Annotated in this window: 21 protein-coding genes; 14 read left to right on the top strand and 7 right to left on the bottom strand. The window is 37.1% G+C overall.

Going from position 1 to position 22952, the window contains the following annotated elements:
- Positions 1–262: 262 nt before the first annotated feature.
- The 4 genes from M948_RS32465 to mreBH all read right to left on the bottom strand — a co-directional run bounded on the left by M948_RS32465 (position 263) and on the right by mreBH (position 5840).
- The gene (locus M948_RS32465; protein WP_021290634.1) at positions 263–1714 is read right to left on the bottom strand and encodes an NAD-dependent succinate-semialdehyde dehydrogenase; all 1452 of its coding nucleotides are present in this window, start codon (positions 1712–1714) and stop codon (positions 263–265) included.
- 88 nt (positions 1715–1802) lie between these two features.
- Positions 1803–3011, bottom strand: a complete 1209-nt coding sequence (locus tag M948_RS32460; protein ID WP_021290633.1) for an acyl-CoA dehydrogenase family protein — start codon at positions 3009–3011, stop codon at positions 1803–1805.
- Between the two features lie 17 nt (positions 3012–3028).
- A complete protein-coding gene (locus tag M948_RS32455) occupies positions 3029–4177 on the bottom strand; it encodes a CaiB/BaiF CoA transferase family protein (protein WP_021290632.1) in 1149 nt (382 codons plus the stop codon).
- 655 nt (positions 4178–4832) lie between these two features.
- Positions 4833–5840 carry a rod-share determining protein MreBH gene (mreBH, locus tag M948_RS32450; RefSeq protein ID WP_021290631.1) on the bottom strand — a complete coding sequence of 336 codons (1008 nt, stop codon included), beginning with the start codon at positions 5838–5840 and terminating at the stop codon, positions 4833–4835.
- Between the two features lie 429 nt (positions 5841–6269).
- On the opposite strand from mreBH, the gene M948_RS32445 reads away from it, so the two are divergent.
- The 4 genes from M948_RS32445 (at position 6270) to M948_RS32435 (ending at position 9461) form a co-directional block, all read left to right on the top strand.
- Positions 6270–7121: a CAP domain-containing protein gene (locus tag M948_RS32445; RefSeq protein ID WP_021290630.1), complete on the top strand. Its 852-nt coding sequence runs from the start codon at positions 6270–6272 to the stop codon at positions 7119–7121.
- A gap of 83 nt (positions 7122–7204) precedes the next feature.
- Positions 7205–7438 carry a hypothetical protein gene (locus tag M948_RS0121845; protein WP_031335402.1) on the top strand — a complete coding sequence of 78 codons (234 nt, stop codon included), beginning with the start codon at positions 7205–7207 and terminating at the stop codon, positions 7436–7438.
- Positions 7439–7762: 324 nt separating this feature from the next.
- Positions 7763–8758, top strand: a complete 996-nt coding sequence (locus M948_RS32440) for a glutaminase (protein ID WP_021290628.1) — start codon at positions 7763–7765, stop codon at positions 8756–8758.
- Between the two features lie 31 nt (positions 8759–8789).
- Positions 8790–9461, top strand: coding sequence for an SOS response-associated peptidase (locus M948_RS32435; RefSeq protein ID WP_021290627.1), 672 nt, complete (start codon positions 8790–8792; stop codon positions 9459–9461).
- A 37-nt stretch (positions 9462–9498) separates the two neighbouring features.
- Here the strand turns inward: M948_RS32435 and M948_RS32430 are convergent, their stop codons facing one another.
- Complete coding sequence (locus M948_RS32430) at positions 9499–10854, bottom strand: alanine/glycine:cation symporter family protein (protein WP_021290626.1); 1356 nt, start codon at positions 10852–10854, stop codon at positions 9499–9501.
- 233 nt (positions 10855–11087) lie between these two features.
- Here M948_RS32430 and M948_RS32425 point away from each other — a divergent pair, with 233 nt between their 5' ends.
- From M948_RS32425 to M948_RS32415, 3 genes are read left to right on the top strand one after another with little or no spacing between them, the layout of a single operon-like run.
- Positions 11088–11564, top strand: a complete 477-nt coding sequence (locus M948_RS32425; RefSeq protein WP_021290625.1) for a low molecular weight protein-tyrosine-phosphatase — start codon at positions 11088–11090, stop codon at positions 11562–11564.
- A gap of 12 nt (positions 11565–11576) precedes the next feature.
- Entirely contained in the window at positions 11577–11873 is a 297-nt protein-coding gene (locus tag M948_RS32420) for a hypothetical protein (protein ID WP_021290624.1), read from the top strand.
- 49 nt (positions 11874–11922) lie between these two features.
- Entirely contained in the window at positions 11923–12747 is an 825-nt protein-coding gene (locus M948_RS32415) for a YihY/virulence factor BrkB family protein (RefSeq protein WP_021290623.1), read from the top strand.
- Here the strand turns inward: M948_RS32415 and M948_RS32410 are convergent, their stop codons facing one another.
- Positions 12748–14664 (bottom strand): heavy metal translocating P-type ATPase, encoded by a 1917-nt coding sequence (locus M948_RS32410; protein ID WP_021290622.1) that lies wholly within the window; start codon positions 14662–14664, stop codon positions 12748–12750.
- A 187-nt stretch (positions 14665–14851) separates the two neighbouring features.
- On the opposite strand from M948_RS32410, the gene M948_RS32405 reads away from it, so the two are divergent.
- Positions 14852–15730, top strand: a complete 879-nt coding sequence (locus tag M948_RS32405; RefSeq protein ID WP_021290621.1) for a transporter substrate-binding domain-containing protein — start codon at positions 14852–14854, stop codon at positions 15728–15730.
- Between the two features lie 40 nt (positions 15731–15770).
- Positions 15771–16454, top strand: a complete 684-nt coding sequence (locus M948_RS32400) for an amino acid ABC transporter permease (protein ID WP_021290620.1) — start codon at positions 15771–15773, stop codon at positions 16452–16454.
- A 113-nt stretch (positions 16455–16567) separates the two neighbouring features.
- On the opposite strand, the gene M948_RS32395 is transcribed toward M948_RS32400, so the two are convergent.
- Positions 16568–17752, bottom strand: a complete 1185-nt coding sequence (locus M948_RS32395) for an MFS transporter (RefSeq protein ID WP_021290619.1) — start codon at positions 17750–17752, stop codon at positions 16568–16570.
- A gap of 164 nt (positions 17753–17916) precedes the next feature.
- Here M948_RS32395 and M948_RS32390 point away from each other — a divergent pair, with 164 nt between their 5' ends.
- From M948_RS32390 to fabG, 5 genes are all read left to right on the top strand, one after another.
- On the top strand, positions 17917–18309 hold the full coding sequence (locus tag M948_RS32390; protein ID WP_021290618.1) for an OsmC family protein: 393 nt from the start codon (positions 17917–17919) through the stop codon (positions 18307–18309).
- Between the two features lie 70 nt (positions 18310–18379).
- The gene (locus M948_RS32385) at positions 18380–19183 is read left to right on the top strand and encodes a YfkD famly protein (protein ID WP_021290617.1); all 804 of its coding nucleotides are present in this window, start codon (positions 18380–18382) and stop codon (positions 19181–19183) included.
- A gap of 158 nt (positions 19184–19341) precedes the next feature.
- Entirely contained in the window at positions 19342–20937 is a 1596-nt protein-coding gene (locus tag M948_RS32380) for a long-chain-fatty-acid--CoA ligase (protein WP_021290616.1), read from the top strand.
- Positions 20938–20962: 25 nt separating this feature from the next.
- The gene (locus M948_RS32375) at positions 20963–22144 is read left to right on the top strand and encodes an acyl-CoA dehydrogenase family protein (protein ID WP_021290615.1); all 1182 of its coding nucleotides are present in this window, start codon (positions 20963–20965) and stop codon (positions 22142–22144) included.
- A 37-nt stretch (positions 22145–22181) separates the two neighbouring features.
- Complete coding sequence (fabG, locus tag M948_RS32370; RefSeq protein ID WP_021290614.1) at positions 22182–22946, top strand: 3-oxoacyl-ACP reductase FabG; 765 nt, start codon at positions 22182–22184, stop codon at positions 22944–22946.
- Positions 22947–22952: the final 6 nt, after the last annotated feature.

Here is a 22952-nt window from a genome sequence, read left to right as displayed (position 1 = left end):
ATTCGTAATGAACGATTTTAATTTAGTGAAGTTAGATGAATCAGGATGGGGAGGCAGTTGATATTGTTGAGACGTCTCAACGAACAATATGGCTCACTCAGGTAATACGATTTTGCTTACCCGAGTGAGCTGATAACGTGCTCGCGAAGGACAAGAAGGATCGTTTTCCAAATCACTTCAGAAATATACTCTCAGCAGCAGGTGAATAACACAAAAACCTAAGGCGTTTTTGATTTTCGTGGCGAATGTAATGAACTTGCCTTTACTTAGAATCGATTCCTATCGAGATGTATTTTTTCTCTAGGAATTCATCCATACCATGATGACCGCCTTCTTTACCGATACCAGACTGTTTAATTCCACCAAATGGAGCTTCAGGTGTCGCTGGAAATACATCATTCACGCCTACGATGCCATAGTCGAGCTTCTCAGAAACGCGAATGGCTCGATTTGTATTCTCAGTGAAAACATATGCTGCTAAGCCATAATCTGTATTATTTGCTTGCTTAATCACTTCTGATTCATCTGTAAAGGTTTGAATGGGGATGACAGGGCCGAAGGTTTCTTCATGCATAATCTTCATCTCATCAGAAATGTTTGATAGGATTGTCGGCTTATAATAATGTCCATCTAACTTGTCATTCCATTGTTCACCACCACATTCAACAATAGCACCTTTTTCCGTGGCATCTTTTACATGATCATGTACTTTTTCACAAGCTTTTTGATTAATTAATGGACCAAGGTCTACCTCGTTCTCTAAACCAGATCCTAGTTTTAATTGAGAAACTTTGGCTTTTAATAGATTAGCGAAATCATTGGCAATATGTTGATGAACATAGAGACGATTGGTGCATATACATGTTTGGCCATTATTTCTAAACTTACTGCCTATAACGAGGGAAGTGGCTTTATCCAAATCTGCATCCGCAAAGACAATACTTGGTGCGTGACCACCTAATTCAAGGGAGAGTTTTTTAACCTGCTGTGCACTTTCACGGATTAAATACTTCCCTACTGCAGTAGAACCAGTGAATGTAATATGTTGAACTACTTTATTCGTAAGTAATTGTTGTCCAATGGCTTTGGCATCTCCAGTCACTAAATTAACAACACCATTTGGAACTCCAGCACGCTCAAAGATTTTCATGATTTCGATTGCGGAAAGAGGTGTCTCGGGTGCTGGTTTTAAAACAACCGTACATCCTGCAGCTAAGGCAGGTGCTAGTTTTCTGGTGATCATGGAAGAAGGAAAGTTCCAAGGTGTTATCGCTCCAACAACCCCAACTGCTTGAGGAATCACCATCAGACGTTTTGAATTAGTTGATGAAGGGAGCCACTCTCCATAATTTCGACTAGCCTCTTCTGCATACCATAATAAAAAGTTAGCAGCCCCTTTAACTTCACCAATTGCTTCGTTTAATGGTTTTCCTTGTTCCATAGTTAAGATTTTACCTAATCGTTCTGCATCTTCCTGCATTAGCTGATACGCCTTATATAAATAACGAGATCGTTCTCTCCCGGTTTTTTGACTCCACTGTGGAAAAGCTTCGTCTGCCGCTGTAATTGCTTTAGTTGTTTCCTTAGCTCCAGCATGCGCGACCTTGGTGATCGGTTCTAAGGTGGCAGGATTATAAATTGTTTCTGTATGAGCTTCGCTAATAGCTTCCCATTTCCCATTAATAAAGATACTTTTAGTCAGCGATTCAAACATATAAGCAGCCTCCTTGTAACAAGTTCAAACACCTGGTATAACCAGGTGTCTCTCGTTTATTTATAGTCTATTCAAAAAGCTCGTTGAATTAGAACTTAGTGAACTCACTTTGATTCCATGCGGGTAGCATTTTATTTAAATTTTTATCTTGTCGGTATCCAAGTGCGTATTCTGCTTGCATCACCGTATGAATTTCTCTCGTACCTTCATAAATTACAGGTGCTTTTGAATTTCGAAGATAGCGTTCTACTGGGTATTCATCTGAATATCCGTAAGCACCATGGACCTGAACAGCATCATCCGCAGCCTTATTTGCAAAATCGCATGCTTGCCATTTCGCTAAAGATGTTTCTCTCGTATTACGTTTTCCTTCATTCTTCAGCTCACCTGCTCGGTATACCAGTAGTCTGCTCATCTGTAATCCTGCTTCCATATTTGCAATCATTTGCTGGACAAGTTGATGTTTACCAATCTCCTTGCCAAATGTTGCTCGTTCGTGGCAATACTTCACACTTGCTTCTAGGCACGCCATAATTTGACCAACTGCACCAGCAGCTACAGTAAATCTACCATTATCTAATGCAGACATAGCAATTTTAAATCCTTCTCCTTCTTCACCAAGTAAGTTTTCCTTTGGTACTTTGATGTGATCGAAGAAAATTTCACCTGTATTACCTGAACGAATACCTAGTTTTCCTTTAATTGCTTTGGACGAGAATCCTTCCCATTCTCTTTCAATGATAAATGCCGAGATTCCTTTATGTTTTTCTGAACGATCCTTCGTATATGCAAACACAAGAAAGTGGTCGGCCATATCACATAAAGAAATCCATGTTTTTTGACCATTTAAAATATAATAATCTCCTTGTTTTACAGCAGTTGTTTCCATACTAGCAACGTCTGAACCAGCCCCAGGCTCGGTTAAACCAAAGGCCCCAATTTTCATACCTTTTGCTTGTGGTACGAGGTACTTTTGTTTTTGTTCTTCATTTCCCCATTGAAGTAAAGTCATGCTATTTAAACCTGTATGAACAGACACAGCTGTACGAAATGCAGTATCTCCTCGTTCTAATTCCTCACAAACAATTGCAAGCGAATTATAGTCCATACCACTGCCGCCATATTCTTCAGGTATACAAACACCCATGAGTCCTAACTCTGCAAGTTTAGGAATGATAGCGGGATCAAATTTCCCTTGTCTATCCCATTCGCTGATATAAGGCATAATTTCCTTATCTGTAAGATTACGTACGGTTTCTCTTAGCATTTCTTGTTCTTCTGTAAAATGGAAGTTCATAAACACATCTCCTTTTATTAATTGGTTGGATTTTCATTAAGAATAGCTTGATTATGTTCACCTGGATCAGGTGGATGATGTCGATATGAAACAGGAGTACGAGACAATTTTAATGGACTGCCTATCATGTTGATGATACCGGCTGTTGGATGTGACAGATCGATGAACATGTTTCGTGCATTTAATTGTGCATCATTAGCTACTTCAGCAATATTCTGAATTGGTCCGCATGGAATGCCTCTTGCCTTACACTCATCCATCCACTCATTTGCTTCCTTTTGTAAGAATAATTCTTGTAGAACAGGTATCAGTTTGTCACGATGCTTAACCCGATCAGGATTAGTAGTAAATCTAGGGTCTGTTTTTAAATCGGGCTTTTGAATAATATCGCATAACGCTTGAAATTGCTTGTCATTTCCAACTGCAATGACCATTTCTCCGTCTTTTGCACAAAAGGTTTGATAGGGGACAATATTTGCATGATGATTTCCAAGTTGGAATGGGATTTGACCGGACATTAAATAATTACTTCCTACATTTACAAGAGCACTTACTGCTGCATCATATAGGGCAATATCGAGTTTTTGTCCTTTTCCAGATTGGTTTCTTTCAATTAATGCACCTTGTATGCCAATACATGCGTACATCCCTGTTAATATATCTGAAATAGCAACCCCCATTTTCTGTGGTCCAGTTTCTTTATCACCAGTTATACTCATAAGTCCGCTCATGGCTTGAATGATAAAATCATAACCTGGCATATCCTTCAATGGACCAGTTTCACCAAATCCAGTAATTGAACAATAAATAAGTCCTGAGTTAATAGATGATAATGTGTCATAGTCTAAACCAAATCGTTCCATTGTTCCTGTACGAAAGTTATTAATAATTACATCGCTATTTTTTACAAGATTTTTGATTTGAGTAATCCCTTCTTGCGATTTTAAATCAAGGGTAATGCTTTTTTTATTGCGATTTGCACATAGATAATAAGCACTAACACCTTCTTGAAAAGGTGGCCCCCATCTTCGTGTTTCATCACTTCCACCAGGAGCTTCTACTTTGATAACTTCAGCCCCTAGATCCCCAAGAATCATTGAACAGTAAGGACCAGCCAACACTCGGGACAAATCAAGAATACGAATATGTTCCAGAGCACCTGTCATGTTTTCACTCCTTTTATAAAGAATAGGTTAATTATCATAGCTTCTTAAGCATATGATGAGAAGTCGGTAAAAAATAAAAAAGCCAATTCAAACAAATTACAGAACTTCTGTAATTCAATCTGAACTGGCTTTTATCTGTTGAGTCAGTTCTGGCATGGAACTGAGAACAGATTAGGCAGCGAATTGATAGGTAATTAAAAGAGCTATTTAGCAACAAGCTAATTAATTCTTATTTTTCAGTATACTATGATAATTAATATTTGTAAACGCTTTCCGGGACGATTTTTTGATAAAAATCCCCAGGCAATTAGATGCCTGGGTGTAAACTTATGAATATAAGCAATATAGAAGAGGACCAGCGACTAATGAGACTTCCTTCGACTCCCAGTTATCATCGGTTCCTGAAAGTCACCGTAATTCCTTTATTGAGGAACGGAAGACCGACGAAAAACGGCACGATGCTTGCCAACGTCGAACCATCCCCGAATACCGGGGCGAGCCCATACGTCGCCTAACGCTCTTAAAAGCTTTTCTGATGTCTAGCATGAAAGGGCTACCTCCTAGAGGACTAAAGCGTCCTTCCTTTGTGGTAAAAACCACCACATCAGAAGGAACTTAAGCTTGTTGGAGGTATTTGCCTTTTATGCTTTTCTTTCTACTTTGTGGCTTTTTGCAGTTTTGTGATCATTTTTAATGCGCGTCCGGTTCCGACTGCTACGGATTCTAAAGGATTTGGTGCAAGATGGACAGGGACGATAATTTCAGTAGATAACCATTCTTGCATGCCATTAAGCATGGAGCCACCGCCTGTTAGAACAATACCATGATCTACAATATCTCCACTTAATTCTGGAGGGCAGTTTTCTAATGTAGCACGTATGGTCTCTAGAACTTGTTCCAAGGATTCTTTTAATGCAAGGTGAATTTCTTGAGATGTAATTGTAACCGTCTTAGGTAAACCTGTTACCATATCACGTCCTCGGATTTCCATTGTTTCATCTTTGTGATTCGGATGTGCATAACCAATTTCCATCTTGATATTCTCAGCCGTACGTTCACCAATTAGGATATTATAATTCTTGCGGATGTGATGAATGATTTCTTCATCCATTTTATCTCCACCAATACGAACGGAATTACAGGAAACGACACCTCCGAATGAAATAATTCCTACTTCTGAAGTACCGCCTCCGATGTCGACAATGACATTGGCAACAGGCTCATCAACTGGCAGATCAGCACCAATTGCAGCAGCAATTGGCTCTTCAATAAGATGGACTTGTTTTGCTCCATAGCTTGTGACAGCATTGTGGATAGCACGACGTTCTACGGTAGTACTGCCTGATGGTGTACAAACAACTACAACTGGTTTTCGCATGGACATGCCAATTTTCTTACTAACTTTCTTCAAAAATTCTTTTAACATTTGTGCAGTGACATCATAATCCGCAATCACTCCATCTTTTAGTGGGCGAATCGGTATGATATTTTGTGGGGTTTTACCCACCATTTCCTTTGCTTCTGCTCCAACAGCGACTACTTGCTTGGTATTTACATCAATTGCTACAACAGATGGTTCATTCAAAACGATTCCTTTTGACTTTGAGTATATTAGAATGTTTGCAGTACCAAGATCGATTCCAATCTCCGCAGTAGATAACATAATATAGATCCTCCAATGATGACAGATTTCTTTTATATAAATTCTCTTCTTTCATATAGTTTTAGGGGGTAGATATACAAGTGTTAGTAATTAGTAATAGATTTTTTTCCAAATATCCTTATTATACAACAAAAAAACTATTATTTACGACAGAATACGTAACATTTGGATTACAAATTGATAGAATTTGTAATAAACAAGCCGCTTTTTTTAGGTTGTCAAGCCGAATTTTGATGAAATTTTTTCCTCTACTATTATTATTTTCATGTATACCCTATTTTCCCATGAAACTAACTCCTATTAATATAAGGTTTTTAGATTTAAAGAGCAAGAGAAAATACGATTGGTAACGGCTGCCAAAAATATTACAAAAAATCCATGCTATGATGATCTTGCACGAAACAAAAACCAAAGGAGTGTGTAAGAAACATGTTTAAAAAAATAGGTGTAGTTACAGCTTTATCTACAGCTTTACTATTCGGGGGAGCTTTTTCATCTTCTGCTGATGCTTCTGCCAAAGATCAATCTCAGGATCAAATTTATAAAGTCTTCTATTCTATCAATGGACAAACAAAGACAATTACAGAAGACAATATAAATGATCTTTTAAATAAATATATGAATAAATTACAATTAAATTGGAACCAAATTAATTGGGATAAGATTAATATAGAAGAAAAACCAGCAGAAAATGAAAAACCTGCTCAAGAAGAACAAACAAATCAGGCTGACAAACCAGCTCAAGAAAAACCAGAAGAACCAAAACAACCAGAACAGTCACAAGAACAAGAAACACAAGATAAAGAACAGCCTGCACAAGAGCAACAACCGGAGCAAAACACGAATCAACAACAAACAGAAGAACAACAAAATCAAAATCAAGAACAGTCTCAATCTGAAGAATTGAGTCAATTTGAACAAGAAGTTGTTGAACTAACAAACCAAGAACGTGCAAAACAAGGTCTTTCTGAATTAAAAGTTGATACTGAACTAAGTAAAGTTGCACGTGAAAAATCGAATGATATGGCAACAAATGGCTACTTTGCGCACAATAGCCCAACTTACGGTTCACCATTTGATATGATGAAACAATTCGGTATTAGCTATACAACTGCAGGAGAAAATATTGCTAAAGGGCAACAAACTCCTCAAGAAGTAGTTGATGCTTGGATGAACAGTCAAGGTCACCGTGAAAACATTATGAACCCTGACTTCACTCATATTGGAGTAGGGTATGTTGAACAAGGTAACCACTGGACGCAACAATTTATTGGAAAATAAATATACGAATCTATGAAAGAGATTGACTGCGGTCAATCTCTTTTTTTTACCAATTATTCCTCTAGATGGAACTTTTACAATTTGTGTTTATTGATCGTCATGATCGTAAGCAGTCAGTTAAAGTAGAGGTGCCAATTGTGCCAGTTACAATCACCGGTATATACCGAATGTACGAACAACAAGACGGTAAGATAAAGGATGATTCCGATGTAAAACGATCTATTGAGGAGGCAATTCATCCGGAATCATATCATGCTAAAAGCAGTAACGAAATAGCTGAAGTGGTCCAAGAAATAATAGAAAAACGATTGCAATAAGAAGATGCTGATCAAGTTGAGGAGCTAGTAAAGCGCCGATTTAGGAAGAGCGAAAGGAAAAAGGAATTTAAACCGAACTATTTTCTGCAACTATTCAGAAAATAGTTCGGTTTTTGGTTTTTTAAAATATAAGTTCTACCAAAAAACGGAATAATGGATTCATTAATTCTATTAATTGTAATAGTCATGACTTCAGCGAGATCAAATTGGTACTCGGGGCAGCAGTGATTAGTTGTAGAGTTTCCGTTTTATTATGTATCCTCCCTTTTTGTTTATAAGTTTCTTTTTTTAAATACGAGGCATACTAGTAGGGAGGTGATATAGTTGATTCAAGGTACGGTGAACTGGAATACAAAAATAACCCAAGATTGGTTGCAGAATTATGTAGACGATTGGGTAACTTTTTATCAAAAGCAAACAAAGGATGGAGAAGTGGCTTCTTATATTCCCATTTTAAAAGAAGCTGATCCAAAACACTTAGGAATATCCATTTTAGGCAATAATGGACTATCAGTTCGTTCCGGAAATGTCGATACAACGTTTACGATCCAAAGTATTTCAAAAGTGTTTTGTTTTATTGTGGCGTGTATGGAAAGAGGGGTAGCATACGTGCTTGATCGAGTCGATGTTGAGCCAACTGGCGAGGCATTTAATTCAATCATGCATTTGGAAATGCGAAAATTAAAAAAGCCTTTCAACCCTTTTGTAAATGCAGGAGCGATTACAGTTACTTCTATGTTAAATGGGAAAACGCCGGATGAAAAACTAGAACCTTTATTTCAATTGCTGGAAAAAATTCTCGGTCATCGTCCATCATTGAACTTAGATGTATATGAATCAGAAAGAGATTCTTCTATACGAAATCGGGCAATTGGTTATTATTTAGTTGAATTAGACTACCTTGAATCAAATATGGATATTACGTTAGAAACCTATTTTAAACAATGTTCCATTGAAGTAAGTATTGATGATTTAGCAATAATTGGCCGAGTGTTAGCAAATGATGGATTGGATATGCAGACGGATGAGGAAATTATTCCTCGTAAAATTGCAAGATTAGCTAAGGCATTAATGCTCACATGCGGTATGTATGATGCATCTGGTAAATTTGCTGCTTATGTTGGTATTCCTGCTAAAAGTGGGGTATCTGGTGGAATTATCGCTGTAGCCCCACCAAGAGTAAGAGAGGAAGTCTTACCATTTACAGAAGGATGTGGGATAGGGGTATATGGTCCTGCCTTGGATAATCAAGGAAATAGTATAGCAGGAATAAAATTACTGAAGCATATTGCAACGAAGTGGGATTTAAGTATATTCTAAATGAAATATAGTGGCTATAGAGGTGAAGCGGATGTGTGGAAGGTATACATTATTGGCAGATGAATTAGAGATTTTGACGGCCTTTGATTTAGAGCAAGACACAATTGAAGGATATATACCAAGTTATAATATCGCTCCTGGTCAGCAAGTGTTAGCAATCATTCACGATGGGAAACAGAAACGAGCAGGTTTATTGAAGTGGGGACTTGTACCTAAGTGGGCGGAAGATGAGAAAATTGGTTATAAGATGATAAATGCACGTAGTGAGACCGCCCATCAAAAACCGAGCTTCAAACAGCTAATGGGAAAGAAGCGCTGCTTGATCCTTGCCGATAGTTTCTACGAATGGAAACAGACTTCTGATGGGAAACAGCCACAACGAATTGAGTTGGAAAACCGTAAAGTATTTACTTTTGCTGGCCTTTGGGATAAGTGGGAACATAAAGGAAAGCAACTGTTCACCTGTACCATTCTAACCAAAAAAGCAAATACCTTTATGCAAGACATTCATCATCGTATGCCAATCATTCTTCCTAAACATAAAGAGGATGAATGGATTCAACCAGTAAAGATGGAACCACTTGTATCGCAGCAACTCTTAGAGTCTTTTGACGAGGATCAATTAAAAGCTTATGCAGTTCATACCTATGTGAATTCAGCTGAAAATAATGATGAGCAATGTATTGTACCGTTAACATCATAAAAGGGATGAGCTGTTATCGCTCATCCCTTTTATAAGATTATGTTCTACTTTCTGCCTTTTCTTGTGTTTTTTCTTGTTTGGCTACTTTAAGGAATTTCTTTGTTTCATAAGCTACAACTCCGGAAAGACCAAGTAAGCCAATTAAGTTCGGTACTGCCATGAGCGCATTCATAATATCAGAAATACCCCAAACAATATCTAATTTTTCCATGGCTCCGTACATGACAGCAATAACAAAAACAAACCGATAATACGGTATAGCCTTGTCACTAAATAGATATGAAAAACACTTTTCCCCATAATAAGACCAACCTACTAATGTAGAAAAAGCAAATAATATAATTCCAATTGTAACAATATAGCCACCAACATCACCTAAGAAATAAGAAAAAGATGCTGCAGTTAACTCTGTACCTTCTAGTCCACCTTGATACATATCTGCCATCACAATTGTAATACCTGTAATTGAACAGACAATAATCGTATCAATAAATACCTGAGTCATCGATACTAAAGCTTGACGACCTGGGTAATCTGTTTTCGCTGCAGCAGCAGCAATAGGTGCGGAACCTAGTCCAGCTTCGTTGGAGAATACACCACGAGCTACTCCGTAGCGTATAACCGTACCTAAGATACCGCCACCGATTGCACTTCCTGTAAAGGCGTCTGTAAAGATTAAGCTAATTGCGCTTGGAAGAAGGTCTAAATTCATGATCATAATAATTAATCCGCCAATAATATACAATAATGCCATGATAGGTACAAAAAATGCTGTCACACGACCGATGCTTTTAATTCCTCCAAGAATAACAATACCAACTAATACAGTGAGTACGATTCCAGTTAGCCAAGTTGGGATATTAAATGAGGTTTGCAGTGCATCGGATACAGAATTCGATTGTACCATGTTTCCAATTCCAAATGCGGCGATGGAGCCAAAAATAGCAAATAAAACACCTAACCATTTGGCATTTAAACCCTTTTCTAAGTAGTACATTGGACCGCCGGACATTTGACCTTTACTATCTTCTACCCGATATTTAACTGCAAGAATGGCTTCAGAATATTTTGTTGCCATTCCAAATAATGCAGAAATCCACATCCAAAAGACAGCTCCCGGACCTCCTAATACTACTGCTGTTGCTACCCCAACAATGTTACCAGTTCCTATGGTAGCCGCCATTGCTGTTGTTAAGGCTTCATAATGGCTAATATCGCCTTTTGATTTTTTATCTTGTCTTGTTGGTCGAAAAGCAAGTTTCAAAGCGTAAGGTAGTGTTCTGAATTGTAAGAAACCTAATCGAAAGGTTAAGTATAATCCAGTTCCAACAATTAAAATTAATGTTGGAGGACCCCACACAAAGCTACTTATTGCATTGATGATGTCCATCATAATCTTTTTCCCCCTTTTTCTACCTATATTAAATATTCCGAAAAAAGAGAGCGTATGTCAAGTTGTTTCATGTAAATGTATAAGTTTCCGTGTTGCAAAAAGGTTGAATGGGTACGTTTTCTTTGACAATTTGTACAAGGAAGGTAAAAATTGGTATTCTATATAAATAGAAACCTTTGCCTGACAGAAGGTTTGTTGCTTATAATAGAAGAAATAGAAGGCAGGTGTGCTTTATGATTCGCGTCTTATTTGCATGTCTTGGCAATATTTGTCGATCTCCAATGGCAGAAGCAATATTTCTTGATCTTATAAAAAAAGACCGGCTTACGGAATATATTACTGTGGATTCAGCTGGTACCGGGAGCTGGCATATGGGTGAAGAACCCCATCAAGAGACGAAAGAAATTTTAACCAACAATAATATATCTTGGAAAGGACTGGTGGCAAGGCAAGTCGATGCAAGTGATGTGAATCAATTTGATTATATTATTGCAATGGATGATCAAAATAAACATGATCTGCTACAATTATTTGGGGCTAGCCAACAACCAATAATAATTGCAAAGTTGATGGATTTTGTAAATCAACCGGAAAAATCAAATATACCTGATCCCTACTATACAGGGAATTTTTCAGATACATATCAATTGGTTTTGGAAGGTTGTCAGCAATTACTGCAATTTATTAAAGAAAAACATTCAATTTCATAAGGAGCGATAACGATGGGAAAAAGAAAACTATTTTTAGGTGTATTTATTGGTGCAACAGTAGGTGCGCTTGTCAGCCTTTTTGATAAGGAAACAAGAGCATACAGTAAAGAGAAGTTAACAGCAGCCAAATCAGGTACTAGTTATCTAATGAAGCATCCATCAGATGCTGTGCATACGGTGCGTTCAGCGTTCGATACTTTTAATCAAGCATTCACACGTGGTGCGGAAAGTACATTGAACGCACTCGATCAAGTAGAATCAACACTTGAAAGTTTTGCTAATAAAAACCAAACAGATCGAATAGAATAAAGGCAAGCTTGGTTATAGGTTGCTGAAGAAAATGTCTAGGGGTGTGGCAATGGAAAAAAGGATCGTTCAATTTGGTAAGCAGCTGTATCAAAGGATGGAAGAAGTGGATGTCTTTGGTTTAGCTGCACAACTTGCTTATTTTTTTCTATTGTCGTTATTTCCGTTCTTGCTGTTTTTAGTAACTTTAGTTGGGTATTTACCAATCGATGAATTAGCAATACTCGATATTATTGCTACCTATGCACCACCACAAATTGTTGAGTTAATTACATCAAATGTTACACAATTAATTCGCCAACAAAATGGGGGATTATTATCTTTTGGGATTATTGCTACGTTATGGGCAGCTTCCAATGGTGTAAATTCGCTCATGCGCGGGTTTAATCATGCTTATGAAGTCGAAGAAAACCGTTCGTTTATCGTATCACGTTTAATTGCGATTGTTTTAACGATAGCGATGGTAGCAGTCATGATTATCGCCTTATTATTACCTGTTTTCGGAAGAACCTTAGGGATCTATCTTTTTTCCTTTGTTGGTTTATCTGAAGGGTTTGTTTCCGTATGGGAAACATTACGATGGGTAGTATCATCAGTTGTGTTCTTTATTGTGTTTTTAGCGCTTTACAAGCTGGCACCCAATAAGCGTATTTATTTTAAGAATGCAATTCCTGGGGCATTGTTCGCTACGATTTCATGGCAATTAGCTTCCCTTGGATTCTCCTATTATGTTAGTACAATCGGGAATTACTCAGCCACATATGGGAGTCTTGGTGCTGTAATAGTCCTAATGATTTGGTTTTATTTATCTGGGATTATTATAATGACTGGTGGCTTAATTAATTCGGTTATACGAAAAAACAGGCTGTTGGAATAGTTATTTCAACAGCCTTAATCCATTTAATATAACTAAGATCGTACTTCCTTCATGACCTACTACCCCTAATGGGAGATCGAGTATTTGCAAGAAATTCGTTGTAATTAATAGCAAAATGACACTAAGCGAGAACCAGATATTTTGTTTTATAATCGTATTCATTTTCTTTGAAACACTTATTGCATTGGTAATCTTAGTCAGATCATTTTTCATTAATACGACATCGGCAGTTTCTAAAGCAACATCCGTCCCTTCCCCCATAGCAATTCCTAGGTTAGCAGTAGCTAATGCCGGCCCATCATTAATGCCATCTCCAACCATGGCAATATGGTGGTATTTATTTTTGATTTGTTTTAAATAATCGACTTTATCTTTTGGAAGACAATTCGCAGCATAATGATCGATTTTTGCTTCTTTCGCTATTGCTTTTGCCGTTAAATCATGATCACCAGTTAACATAATGGTATAGATTCCTAGCTGTTTTAATTGTTTAATAGCTTTTACACTGTCTTTCCGAACTGTATCTTTTAATGCAATTAGTGCTACGATAGTTGCTTCTTTTTTTACATAAACAATCGTTTTTCCTTCAGCTGCAAGGTCTTTCGTGTATGGATCAAAAAATGAACTAAAGCCAATATACGCTGGTTTGCCTATTCTCCAATGTTCACCATTTATTTCCGCATTCACGCCATTTCCCGAAGCGGTTATTACATTGTCAATGAACAGTTTGTCTATAATAGCTTCTTCGCTACAGTAATCTGTAATTGCCACTGCCAAAGGATGGGTAGATTCTTGTTCTATCGCCCTTACTGTAGTCATAATTACATGCTCATCATAGTCGGGGTGAATAATAAAATTGGTTACTTCCGGCTTTCCTTTAGTTAGTGTCCCCGTTTTATCAAAAGCAATTGCCTTCATGTGGCTCATGTTTTCAATGTGTACACCGCCCTTAAACAATACGCCTTTTTTAGCACTATTGGAAATAGCAGATAAAGTGGCAGGCATGATCGATGCCACAAGCGCACAAGGAGAAGCAACAACAAGTAATATCATCGCCCGATAAATACTCTCAAGAAGTGACCAGTTAAATAGAAAATAGGGAATAAACATCATAAGTACGACCATGGCTAATACTGTTTTCACATAGGCACCTTCGAACTTTTCAATAAATAATTGCGATGGAGATTTTTCTTCTTTCGCTGTTTGGACCATTTCTATGATTTTTTGAAAAACAGTTTGGTTAGCGGGCTTGGTTATTTGTATGGAAATAGAACCATCTAAAGCAACTGTTCCTGCAAAAACCTCATTCGAGTCACCCTTTGTTACAGGAATGGATTCACCAGTAATGGCACTCTCATCAATTGCTGTGGAGCCTTGAATAATACTTCCATCTGCTGGAATTCGTTCACCAGCTCGTACATAGATAACATCATCTATATGTAAGCTGGAAACCGGAACAACTTCCTTTTTGCCTTCAATTATACGTGTCGCTTCTTCGGGTTGAAGATCCATTAAGGCGGCTATTTCTCGATTGCTTCGATTCATTGTATATGTTTCCAAAGCGCCTGAAAGAGCAAATATAAAAATTAAAATCGCTCCCTCTGTCCAATATCCAATAGCTGAAGAACCAATAGCTGCTAAGACCATAAGCATTTCTACATTTAATTCTTTGTTTTGGATGGTTTCCGTAATTCCTTCTTTTGCTTTAAAATATCCCCCAATTATAAAGGCAGTTAGATGAAGTAAAATCCACAAGTTGTGGGAAAGGTACCCCTCCATACTCCAAGTAAATAAAATAAGTAATCCACTCACTAAAGCGGCTATTAATTCTTTATGTTCACGTAATTTGTTAGTTACCTTGGATGCTTTTCCATCTTGAGTAGGTAAGTCATACAATGTATTTGTTTTAACTGACATTCTAATCAGCACCTCCATCATTAAAATCATTTATTTATAATGATTACAAATAAATATTTATTATTATATTATCACTATATTAAATAAAGTCAAGAAGAGAATTGTAAAATTTAACTATTGTAAAAATTAATCGAAAGCTGTTACAATCAAATTTGTAAATTAAATATAACAATAGGGGTGTTGGAGGATGAGTAAGATTAAATTATTGCTTTCATTACTTGTTTTAATAGTCATTATTAGTGCTTGCGATGATTCTGAAGGTAATAGTAACAGTAGTGGTAATGAAGATGAAACAGATAAGAGATGGCAAGAAATTCAAGATTCAGGGGAACTAGTTGTTGGTACTTCTGGAACGTTGTTAGCTGCTTCCTATTATGACGGAGAAGAAGAAAATCAGGATCAGCTAACTGGTTATGATGTTGAAGTAATGCGTGAGGTAGCAATGCGATTAGATCTTGATATTTCTTTTGAAATCATGGGGGTTGACAGTATGCTGCCTGCTGTAAAAAGCGGGAGAATCGATGTAGCAGCAAATGATATTGAAGCTACAGATAAACGGAAAGAAGAGTTTAATTTTAGTAATCCTTACAAATATTCCTATTCCACGATGGTTGTACGTAAAGAAGATAATTCAGGTATTGAGTCTTTGGAAGATCTAGAAGGTAAAATAGCTGGTGGTGGAGCGACTACTGTATATAGCCAAATTGCGGAGCATTTTGGAGCAGAAGTAAAAACATATGGAAATGCACCAAACGAAGCTTACTTACGAGATGTTCATAATGGAAGGACAGACGTGATAGTAAATGATTACTACCTATCGAAGTTTGGGGTAGCTGGTTTCCCAGATTTTGATATTCATTTACATCCAGATTTAAAGTTTCACCCTACAGAGCAAGCAGTTGTTATACCTAAAGGTGCAGATACTTTGACTAAAAAGATTAATCAAGTACTTATAGAAATGCGGGAAGATGGAACATTAACAAAATTAGCAGAGCAGTTTTATAAAGAAGATGCATCTCAAAAGCCAGAAGGAGACATTCAGGAAATAGAAGGACTCGATCTTTAGATATTGGTCTGTTTAAGCTTACGTAAAAGGAGAATTTGCAATGAATTTCAATGGATTTGATTTCGGTGGACTGTTTGATATTGAATTAGCACTAGAAAGTCTTCCTTTCGTCTTAGGTGGTTTACCGATGACATTGCTTGTATCCTTTGTTGGAATGGCGTTAGGATTGGTATTAGGTTTATTTCTGGCTTTGGCTAGAGGATCAAACCGCTTTATCTTTCGTCTACCAGCGCGAACGTATATTTCATTTATGCGCGGTACCCCAATGCTGGTATTTTTATTTATCCTTTATTTTGGATTACCGGTTGTTGGGATTAAATTAACCGCCTTAGTAGCGGCTTGCCTTGGCTTTGGCTTGAATAGCGCAGCCTATATTGCCGAAATAGATCGGTCCTCATTAAATAGTATTGATGTAGGGCAGTGGGAGTCAGCAAAAGCACTTAACTTAACTTATTGGCAGACACTTCGAAAGATCATTCTGCCTCAAGCAATGCGCATTGCTATTCCACCTCTTACAAATGTATTTATGGATATAGTTAAAGCAACTTCATTGGCTGCTGTTATTACCGTTCCTGAATTGTTCCAAAAAACACAGATTATAGCGGGACGTGAATTTGATGCGATGACAATGTATGTACTTGTTGCTCTCATCTATTGGCCGGTTTGTATTCTCATATCCTTGGTACAAGATCGGTTGGAAAAGCGATATAGTAAATTTGTTTAATAGGAAAACTTTGTTATAACGTAAACAAAACCATGACAACTGGTTCAGCCCCCACGTGAGCAAATAGAATTCACTGTGGGGGCTTTATACGTTGCTTTTCCGTATTTTTCATTTTATTTTTGAGATGAATGATCTGTCGTAAGCGTATTTCGGTCAGGGCGTTGTAAGTAAATGGCAAGTGTTATTATTACTAAGACGATCGTAATGAGATAGAAAAACGAAATATTTTCTAGTGCATCGATATAATAGCCACCAATAAATGGTCCACTTATACTACCGATACTAAACATAATACCAACCATTAAATTTCCTGCAGGTAGTAAATTACCCGGTAGTAAATCCGTCATATAGGAAATCCCTAAAGAGAATAATGAACCGACACACATACCTGCTAGACTAAACAAAATAAATAGTGCTGGAATAGATTTCTCCAATATACCCGTCAGAGCAAAACATAAAGAACCGATCGTTAAGACGGTTATAAGCACATTCTTTCTTCCAAACCGATCACTTAAAGCTCCTAAAGGGAATTGAGTAATCAAACTACCAATTGCGAAACAAGGAATGATTAAGGCTAAAGTGTCAACCTCGTGCCCAATTCGTAATCCATATACAGGGAAGATACTATGTAAAGAAGCCTCCAAAAAACCATATCCGAAACCAGGAAGTAAAGCCACCCACGCTATTTTAGCTGTTTGCACAAAACGTTGTAGAGAAGTGGTTGGATAAGCACTATGTACTTCTTGCTCAGGCCATTGATTTCGAATAAAGATTAAGGTAGACCATACGAATAAACTCAAGATGGCCGCTATGATAAACGGAAGGGATTGATGAATGGATAATAGCCGTGTCATTAATGGTCCTAAAGCAAAACCTAGACTAAATGACAGTCCGTAGAAAGCAATACTTTTTCCCCTCGTTTCTTTTGTAGTAGTTGCGGTAATCCAAGTTTGTGTACCAAAATGCAGCATTTGATCTCCAATACCAATGGCCATACGTAAAATAAACCAAAACCACAATGATTCCCAAATGGGAAAAATCGCTAAAGATAGGATTACCAGTATGCCACCTACCGTAATAACTGGTTTAAATCCAAATTTATGCATTGGTTTTTCCATAAAAGGAGAAGCTATTAATACACCAATATATAAGCCAGTAGCATGTAACCCATTAATAGTCGAAGATATACCATTTTGCTCTAAAATAATGGAAAGTAAGGGAAGTAGCATTCCTTGTGAAAATCCGGATATCAATACAAGTCCAATTAATATCCAAAAACGATAATCCTTTGCATTCATTGTTCATCACCTTAACAAGATTTCTAATTTAATTATCTGTCTTAAATTTAATTGCTAAACATGAAAAGGTCAATAACTGTAAAAGAAGATGCAAGATCGTTTATGATAAGAAGGAAGTAGGGTAAGGATTTATGAAGATGATTAAATTTATGGAGGGAATAATAATGGAACTATACTTAAAGGAAAATGGGCTTAGAACGAGCTTAGAATATGGTGAACTTGAAATTTCTGGGGATGAAACGTATGGTTTTCGACCTTATCAGCTTATGATTGCATCCATTGCAGGTTGCAGTGGATCTGTCTTTCGAAAGATTTTAGCAAAGCAACGCATCGAAGTGGAAGATATTCAAATTACTGCTGAGGCAACAAGAAATCCCGACGAAGCAAACCGAATCGAAAAGATAACCTTACATTTTATAATAAAAGGACATCATTTAGATCCTGAAAAAATGTACAAAAACTTGGCAATTGCTAGAAAAAACTGTTCAATGGTACGTTCAGTTGAGAACAGTATCGAAATTGAAGAAACGGTGAAGACGATTGAATTGAGTCGTTAAAATTTTCTGGACGAGGTATAAAATTCATATGTCAGAAAGAAACTAAGGGAAAAAGAAAGGACTAACATATATGAAAAAACATCATTGGCTTTTTCCGCTATCCATCATAGCTCTTATGTTTACTTTTGTATTCCCAATAAGTAGTTTAGGTGCAGAAAAAGAAGATAAAAAAGACCCATATGAAATACCTAGTCATGTGCTTAACATTTCAAAAGATAATACTTTTCCAAATTCTACGGAGGACCAAGAAGTAATTGAACCAAGTGAACTAACCAAAGAACTAATGGATGAACTAGAGATGAAAATAGAAAATCCAGTTCTAATAAAAATGTTAAATGAAACATCGTTAAACCCATCCCCTATAGCGCTTGGCTATCGTGGTATGGTATATATTGGCCGTTGGCCTCTAAATTACGAGTCATTAGAAACAACAATTAATTGGGAGTATCAACAAATTAATTCGAATGAAATCAACAATACTGGTGGGACAGAAGCGCAAGAGCTTAATTATGTCCAACAGGAACAAAAAGAAATTAAAGGCGCATTAACAAACAAAATCAACAATCCCGATGACGTAAAGAAAATGATGTTATTAAAGTCTAAGGAGAAAACAAAGCTTCCGCTTTCTTATCAAACCGTTATTGGAAAAAACACAAAAAAGGACAATACCTATAATGTCCCAGCTAGTAAGCATGCCACGCTTAATTCCTACGCCCCGGCAGTAAATGAAAAAGGACAAATTACATTTGGAGAAGTATATATAAAGTTAAAAGGTTCCAAAAAGTCCATTGTTGTAAAAAATGTTACAAAGCAAGGGATAGGTGCATGGATTCCAATCCAAGATCATGTCTCATTCTCATACAATGTAAAATAGGTAAAAATGCTATCGACGAATCGATAGCATTTTTCCTTTACAGAAAGTGTATTTTATGGATTGATTTTTTAATCTCTTCTGTTATAATTTTAATTAAATATTCAGAACATACTAATCGGTTAGTATGAATTTCTTGTGAATAGGAGGTATGTTACTTAATGGAGAACCTATGGTTGGAACATATTCCTGAAGGAAATCCTAGTGAAATTCAAATCCCAGAAGAACCGCTACCTAGTTTATTCTCCAAATCAGTTGAAATGTATCCAGATCATATTGCAATTACTTTTTTTAATCAAACCCTAACTTACAGGGAGTTGGATAATCAAATAAAGAATGTGGCACGCTCTTTATTTCAGATGGGTGTTAGTAGATCGGATAAAGTAGCTCTTATGTTACCGAATTGTCCGCAATATGTGATTAGCTATTATGCAACCCTATATTGTGGAGCCACGATTGTACAACTTAATCCAATGTACAAAGCTGCTGAATTACTTCATGTATTAAATGATTCGGAAGCAGAAGTGTTAATCGTACACGATAAATTACTACCAGTTGTTGAGAAAATACAAAAACAAACGCCATTAACAGCAATTATTACGGCATCTTTTGAAAACGGTTCCAAATTTGATGATTTTTGCAAGCAAAGTAATTTACCATTACCTGATGTTCACATTCCTGTGGATGATATTGCCGTATTGCAATATACAGGTGGTACAACCGGTAGATCAAAAGGTGCAATGCTAACGCATTATAATTTAGTGGCCAATACGCTACAAGCTTATGCTACCTCGCAATCAAGAACCATGTTAGGAAAAGAAAGGGTACTGACTATTTCTCCATTGTTTCATGTGTATGGAATGACAAGTTGTATGAATTTGACATTTTACATCGGTGGAAATCTTATCTTAGTACCAAATTTTGATGTAGAACAAACGGCAAGAATTATTGAACAAACAAAACCGACTATTTTTCCAGGAGTACCTACCATGTATATTGCGTTAGTTAACTATTGTAAAGATCATCCGTTTGACCTTAGCAGTATACGAACATGTACAAGTGGATCAGCTCCCTTACCAATGGAAGTCATACAAGCATTTAATGAAACAACAGGCTCCAGCGTTGCGGAGGGATATGGTTTGTCTGAGGCATCCCCAGTCACTCATCGTAACCCTATTTCTGGTTTACAAAAGCCAGGAAGTATCGGAATACCTATTCCCAATACGAGAGCAAAAATCGTTGATATTGCCTCAGGTGAAGAGGATCTGCCGATAGGTGAAGTTGGAGAAATGGTCGTACAAGGTCCCCAAATTATGAAAGGCTATTGGAAGCAGCCAGAAGAGACGGATAAAGTACTACGTGATGGTTGGTTATATACGGGTGATCTAGCCAAAATGGATGAAGACGGGTTCTTTTATATTGTGGGAAGGAAGAAAGAATTAATTATTGCTAGCGGGTATAACATTTATCCAATCGAGATTGAAGATGTGATTTATTCCCATCCAAATGTATTGGAAGCAGCAGTTATCGGAATTCCAGATAAGTATCGTGGAGAAACCGTAAAAGCTTATGTCGTACGAAAAGATAGTCAGGATCTTACAGAAACAGAATTAATTCAATTTTGTAGAGACAATTTAGCTTCTTTTAAAGTTCCTAGGTTGGTTGAATTTGTGGAGGATTTACCAAAAACAGCTGTAGGAAAGATTCTAAAGCGTGCTTTAAAAGAGCAGTTAGATACAAATAATGCGACGAAATGATAAATAGGGAAAAGGAGAGAGTGCAATGGATTTACGATTATCGGAAGAGCAAAGAATGGTACAAAAAACGATACGGAAATTTGTTGAGAAGGAATTAATGCCTCTAGAGAATGAAGTACTTCGAAATGAACGAAATGGCATGCCAAGCTTATCTGCAGAAAAACAAGAGGAACTTCAATTAAAAGCAAAAGAAGCAGGATTCTGGGGGATCAATACACCAACAGAATATGGTGGAGCTGATTTGGGTCAGATGATGCAAGCAATTGTTACGATGGAAGTTTCAAAGACATTTGTTCCATTTACATTTGGAGGTTCTGCGGATAATATCCTTTATTACGGTAATGAAGAACAAAAGAAAAAATATTTAATTCCGACAATTAATGGAGAGAAGAAATCATGTTTTGCAATGACAGAACCAGGTGCTGGATCTGACACTCAAAATATTAAAATGACAGCTGTAAAAGATGGTAATGAGTGGGTTCTAAATGGAGAGAAAACATTTATAACAGGTGGAAATGAAGCTGATTTTGTTATGGTAATCGCAATAACTGATAAAGACATGCATCAAAAAACAAAAGGAAGAGACGGTGTCACTTGTTTTATTGTTGATCGGAATATGGGCTGGAAATCAGAATATATTCATACGATGGGAGACTGGGGGCCAGCAAGTTTAGTTTTTGACAATGTTAGGGTCCCAGAAGAAAACATACTTGGTGAACTTCATGCAGTTGGCTATAAACTTGGATTGGAATGGATCGGCTTTGCCAGGTGGATAGTCGGTGCCCGGGCAGTTGGTTCTGCTGAACGCTTACTACAAATGGCAATTGATTATTCTAAAGAGCGGGAGACATTTGGAAGGCCAATTTCTGATAGGCAAGCTATTCAATGGCAGATTGCTGATTCTGCAGTAGAGATTGAAGCAGCAAAATGGATAGTATTAAATGCTGCCTTTACTTTAGACAATGGTGAAGATAATCGCCATCTTGCTTCGATGGCAAAATTATATGGTTCTAATATGGGAAATCGTGTAGTAGATCGGGTTATGCAAATCCATGGAGGCATGGGTTATACAAAAGAGTTGCCAATTGAACGCTGGTATCGAGAAGCTAGATTATGGAGAATTTATGATGGTACAGATGAGATTCAACGATTAATTATTTCTCGCAATCTATTAAAAGAAAATGTGAAGCTAGGGCAATATATTTAATAAACAATTCAAAGAAAAGCAGGAAGGAAGGGGAAACATGGTTAAACGTTTTGAAGGAAAAGTAGTATTTGTAACCGGTGGAAGCAGAGGGATTGGCAAAGGAATCTTGCAATTATTTGCTGAAGAAGGTGCAAAAGTAGCTATCATTGATATCAATGAACAAGCATTGCAAGAAACAGAAGCGGAATTTACTGAGAAAGGCTATGATATCTTGGCTCTTCAAGCCAATGTAGTTCATGCAGAGGAGGTAAGTAACGCAGTAGAAGAAGTCGTTCATAAGTTTGGGACAATTGATATTCTTGTAAACAATGCCGGGGTTATCCGGGATAATATGCTTTTTAAGATGACAGATAGTGATTGGCAGCAGGTCATGGATGTTCATTTGAAAGGTTCATTCCATGCTGCCCGTGCTGTTCAATCTCATATGGTAAAGCAAAAGTATGGGCGAATTATTACGATTTCATCCACTTCTGCCTTAGGTAATCGTGGTCAAGCTAACTATGCAACAGCTAAAGCAGGTTTACAGGGTTTTACCAAAACACTAGCAATCGAATTAGGCAAGTTTGGTATTACAGCTAATTCGGTTGCGCCAGGATTTATTGAAACAGATATGACTAAGGCAACAGCAGAAAGAGTTGGCGTACCATTTGATGAATTCGTCAAAGCAAGTGTTAGTCAAATTCCTGTCGGTAGAAGTGGAAAACCTGCGGATATAGCAAATGCAGTAGCATTTTTTGCGGATGAACAATCTTCGTTCGTTAATGGCCAAGTGATTTATGTTGCTGGAGGACCAAAAAATTAATAAGGA

This window comes from Virgibacillus sp. CM-4 (genome assembly GCF_000445495.1).
GTDB lineage: Bacteria > Bacillota > Bacilli > Bacillales > Amphibacillaceae > Virgibacillus > Virgibacillus salexigens.
The sequence above is the reverse complement of the archived record's forward strand: the minus strand, read 5'-3'. Positions and strand labels throughout refer to the sequence as shown.

Bases quoted from the DNA above. Each gene is read 5' to 3' on its own strand.
- M948_RS32455 (WP_021290632.1), bottom strand. From the start codon at position 4,177: ATGACAGGTGCTCTGGAACATATTCGTATTCTTGATTTGTCCCGAGTG.
- M948_RS32435 (WP_021290627.1), top strand. From the start codon at position 8,790: ATGTGTGGAAGGTATACATTATTGGCAGATGAATTAGAGATTTTGACG.
- M948_RS32405 (WP_021290621.1), top strand. From the start codon at position 14,852: ATGAGTAAGATTAAATTATTGCTTTCATTACTTGTTTTAATAGTCATT.
- fabG (WP_021290614.1), top strand. From the start codon at position 22,182: ATGGTTAAACGTTTTGAAGGAAAAGTAGTATTTGTAACCGGTGGAAGC.
- M948_RS32410 (WP_021290622.1), bottom strand. From the start codon at position 14,664: ATGTCAGTTAAAACAAATACATTGTATGACTTACCTACTCAAGATGGA.
- M948_RS32375 (WP_021290615.1), top strand. From the start codon at position 20,963: ATGGATTTACGATTATCGGAAGAGCAAAGAATGGTACAAAAAACGATA.
- M948_RS32430 (WP_021290626.1), bottom strand. From the start codon at position 10,854: ATGATGGACATCATCAATGCAATAAGTAGCTTTGTGTGGGGTCCTCCA.
- M948_RS32390 (WP_021290618.1), top strand. From the start codon at position 17,917: ATGGAACTATACTTAAAGGAAAATGGGCTTAGAACGAGCTTAGAATAT.
- M948_RS32385 (WP_021290617.1), top strand. From the start codon at position 18,380: ATGAAAAAACATCATTGGCTTTTTCCGCTATCCATCATAGCTCTTATG.
- M948_RS32460 (WP_021290633.1), bottom strand. From the start codon at position 3,011: ATGAACTTCCATTTTACAGAAGAACAAGAAATGCTAAGAGAAACCGTA.
- M948_RS32445 (WP_021290630.1), top strand. From the start codon at position 6,270: ATGTTTAAAAAAATAGGTGTAGTTACAGCTTTATCTACAGCTTTACTA.
- M948_RS32400 (WP_021290620.1), top strand. From the start codon at position 15,771: ATGAATTTCAATGGATTTGATTTCGGTGGACTGTTTGATATTGAATTA.
- M948_RS32415 (WP_021290623.1), top strand. From the start codon at position 11,923: ATGGAAAAAAGGATCGTTCAATTTGGTAAGCAGCTGTATCAAAGGATG.
- mreBH (WP_021290631.1), bottom strand. From the start codon at position 5,840: ATGTTATCTACTGCGGAGATTGGAATCGATCTTGGTACTGCAAACATT.
- M948_RS32380 (WP_021290616.1), top strand. From the start codon at position 19,342: ATGGAGAACCTATGGTTGGAACATATTCCTGAAGGAAATCCTAGTGAA.
- M948_RS32395 (WP_021290619.1), bottom strand. From the start codon at position 17,752: ATGAATGCAAAGGATTATCGTTTTTGGATATTAATTGGACTTGTATTG.
- M948_RS32425 (WP_021290625.1), top strand. From the start codon at position 11,088: ATGATTCGCGTCTTATTTGCATGTCTTGGCAATATTTGTCGATCTCCA.
- M948_RS32420 (WP_021290624.1), top strand. From the start codon at position 11,577: ATGGGAAAAAGAAAACTATTTTTAGGTGTATTTATTGGTGCAACAGTA.
- M948_RS32465 (WP_021290634.1), bottom strand. From the start codon at position 1,714: ATGTTTGAATCGCTGACTAAAAGTATCTTTATTAATGGGAAATGGGAA.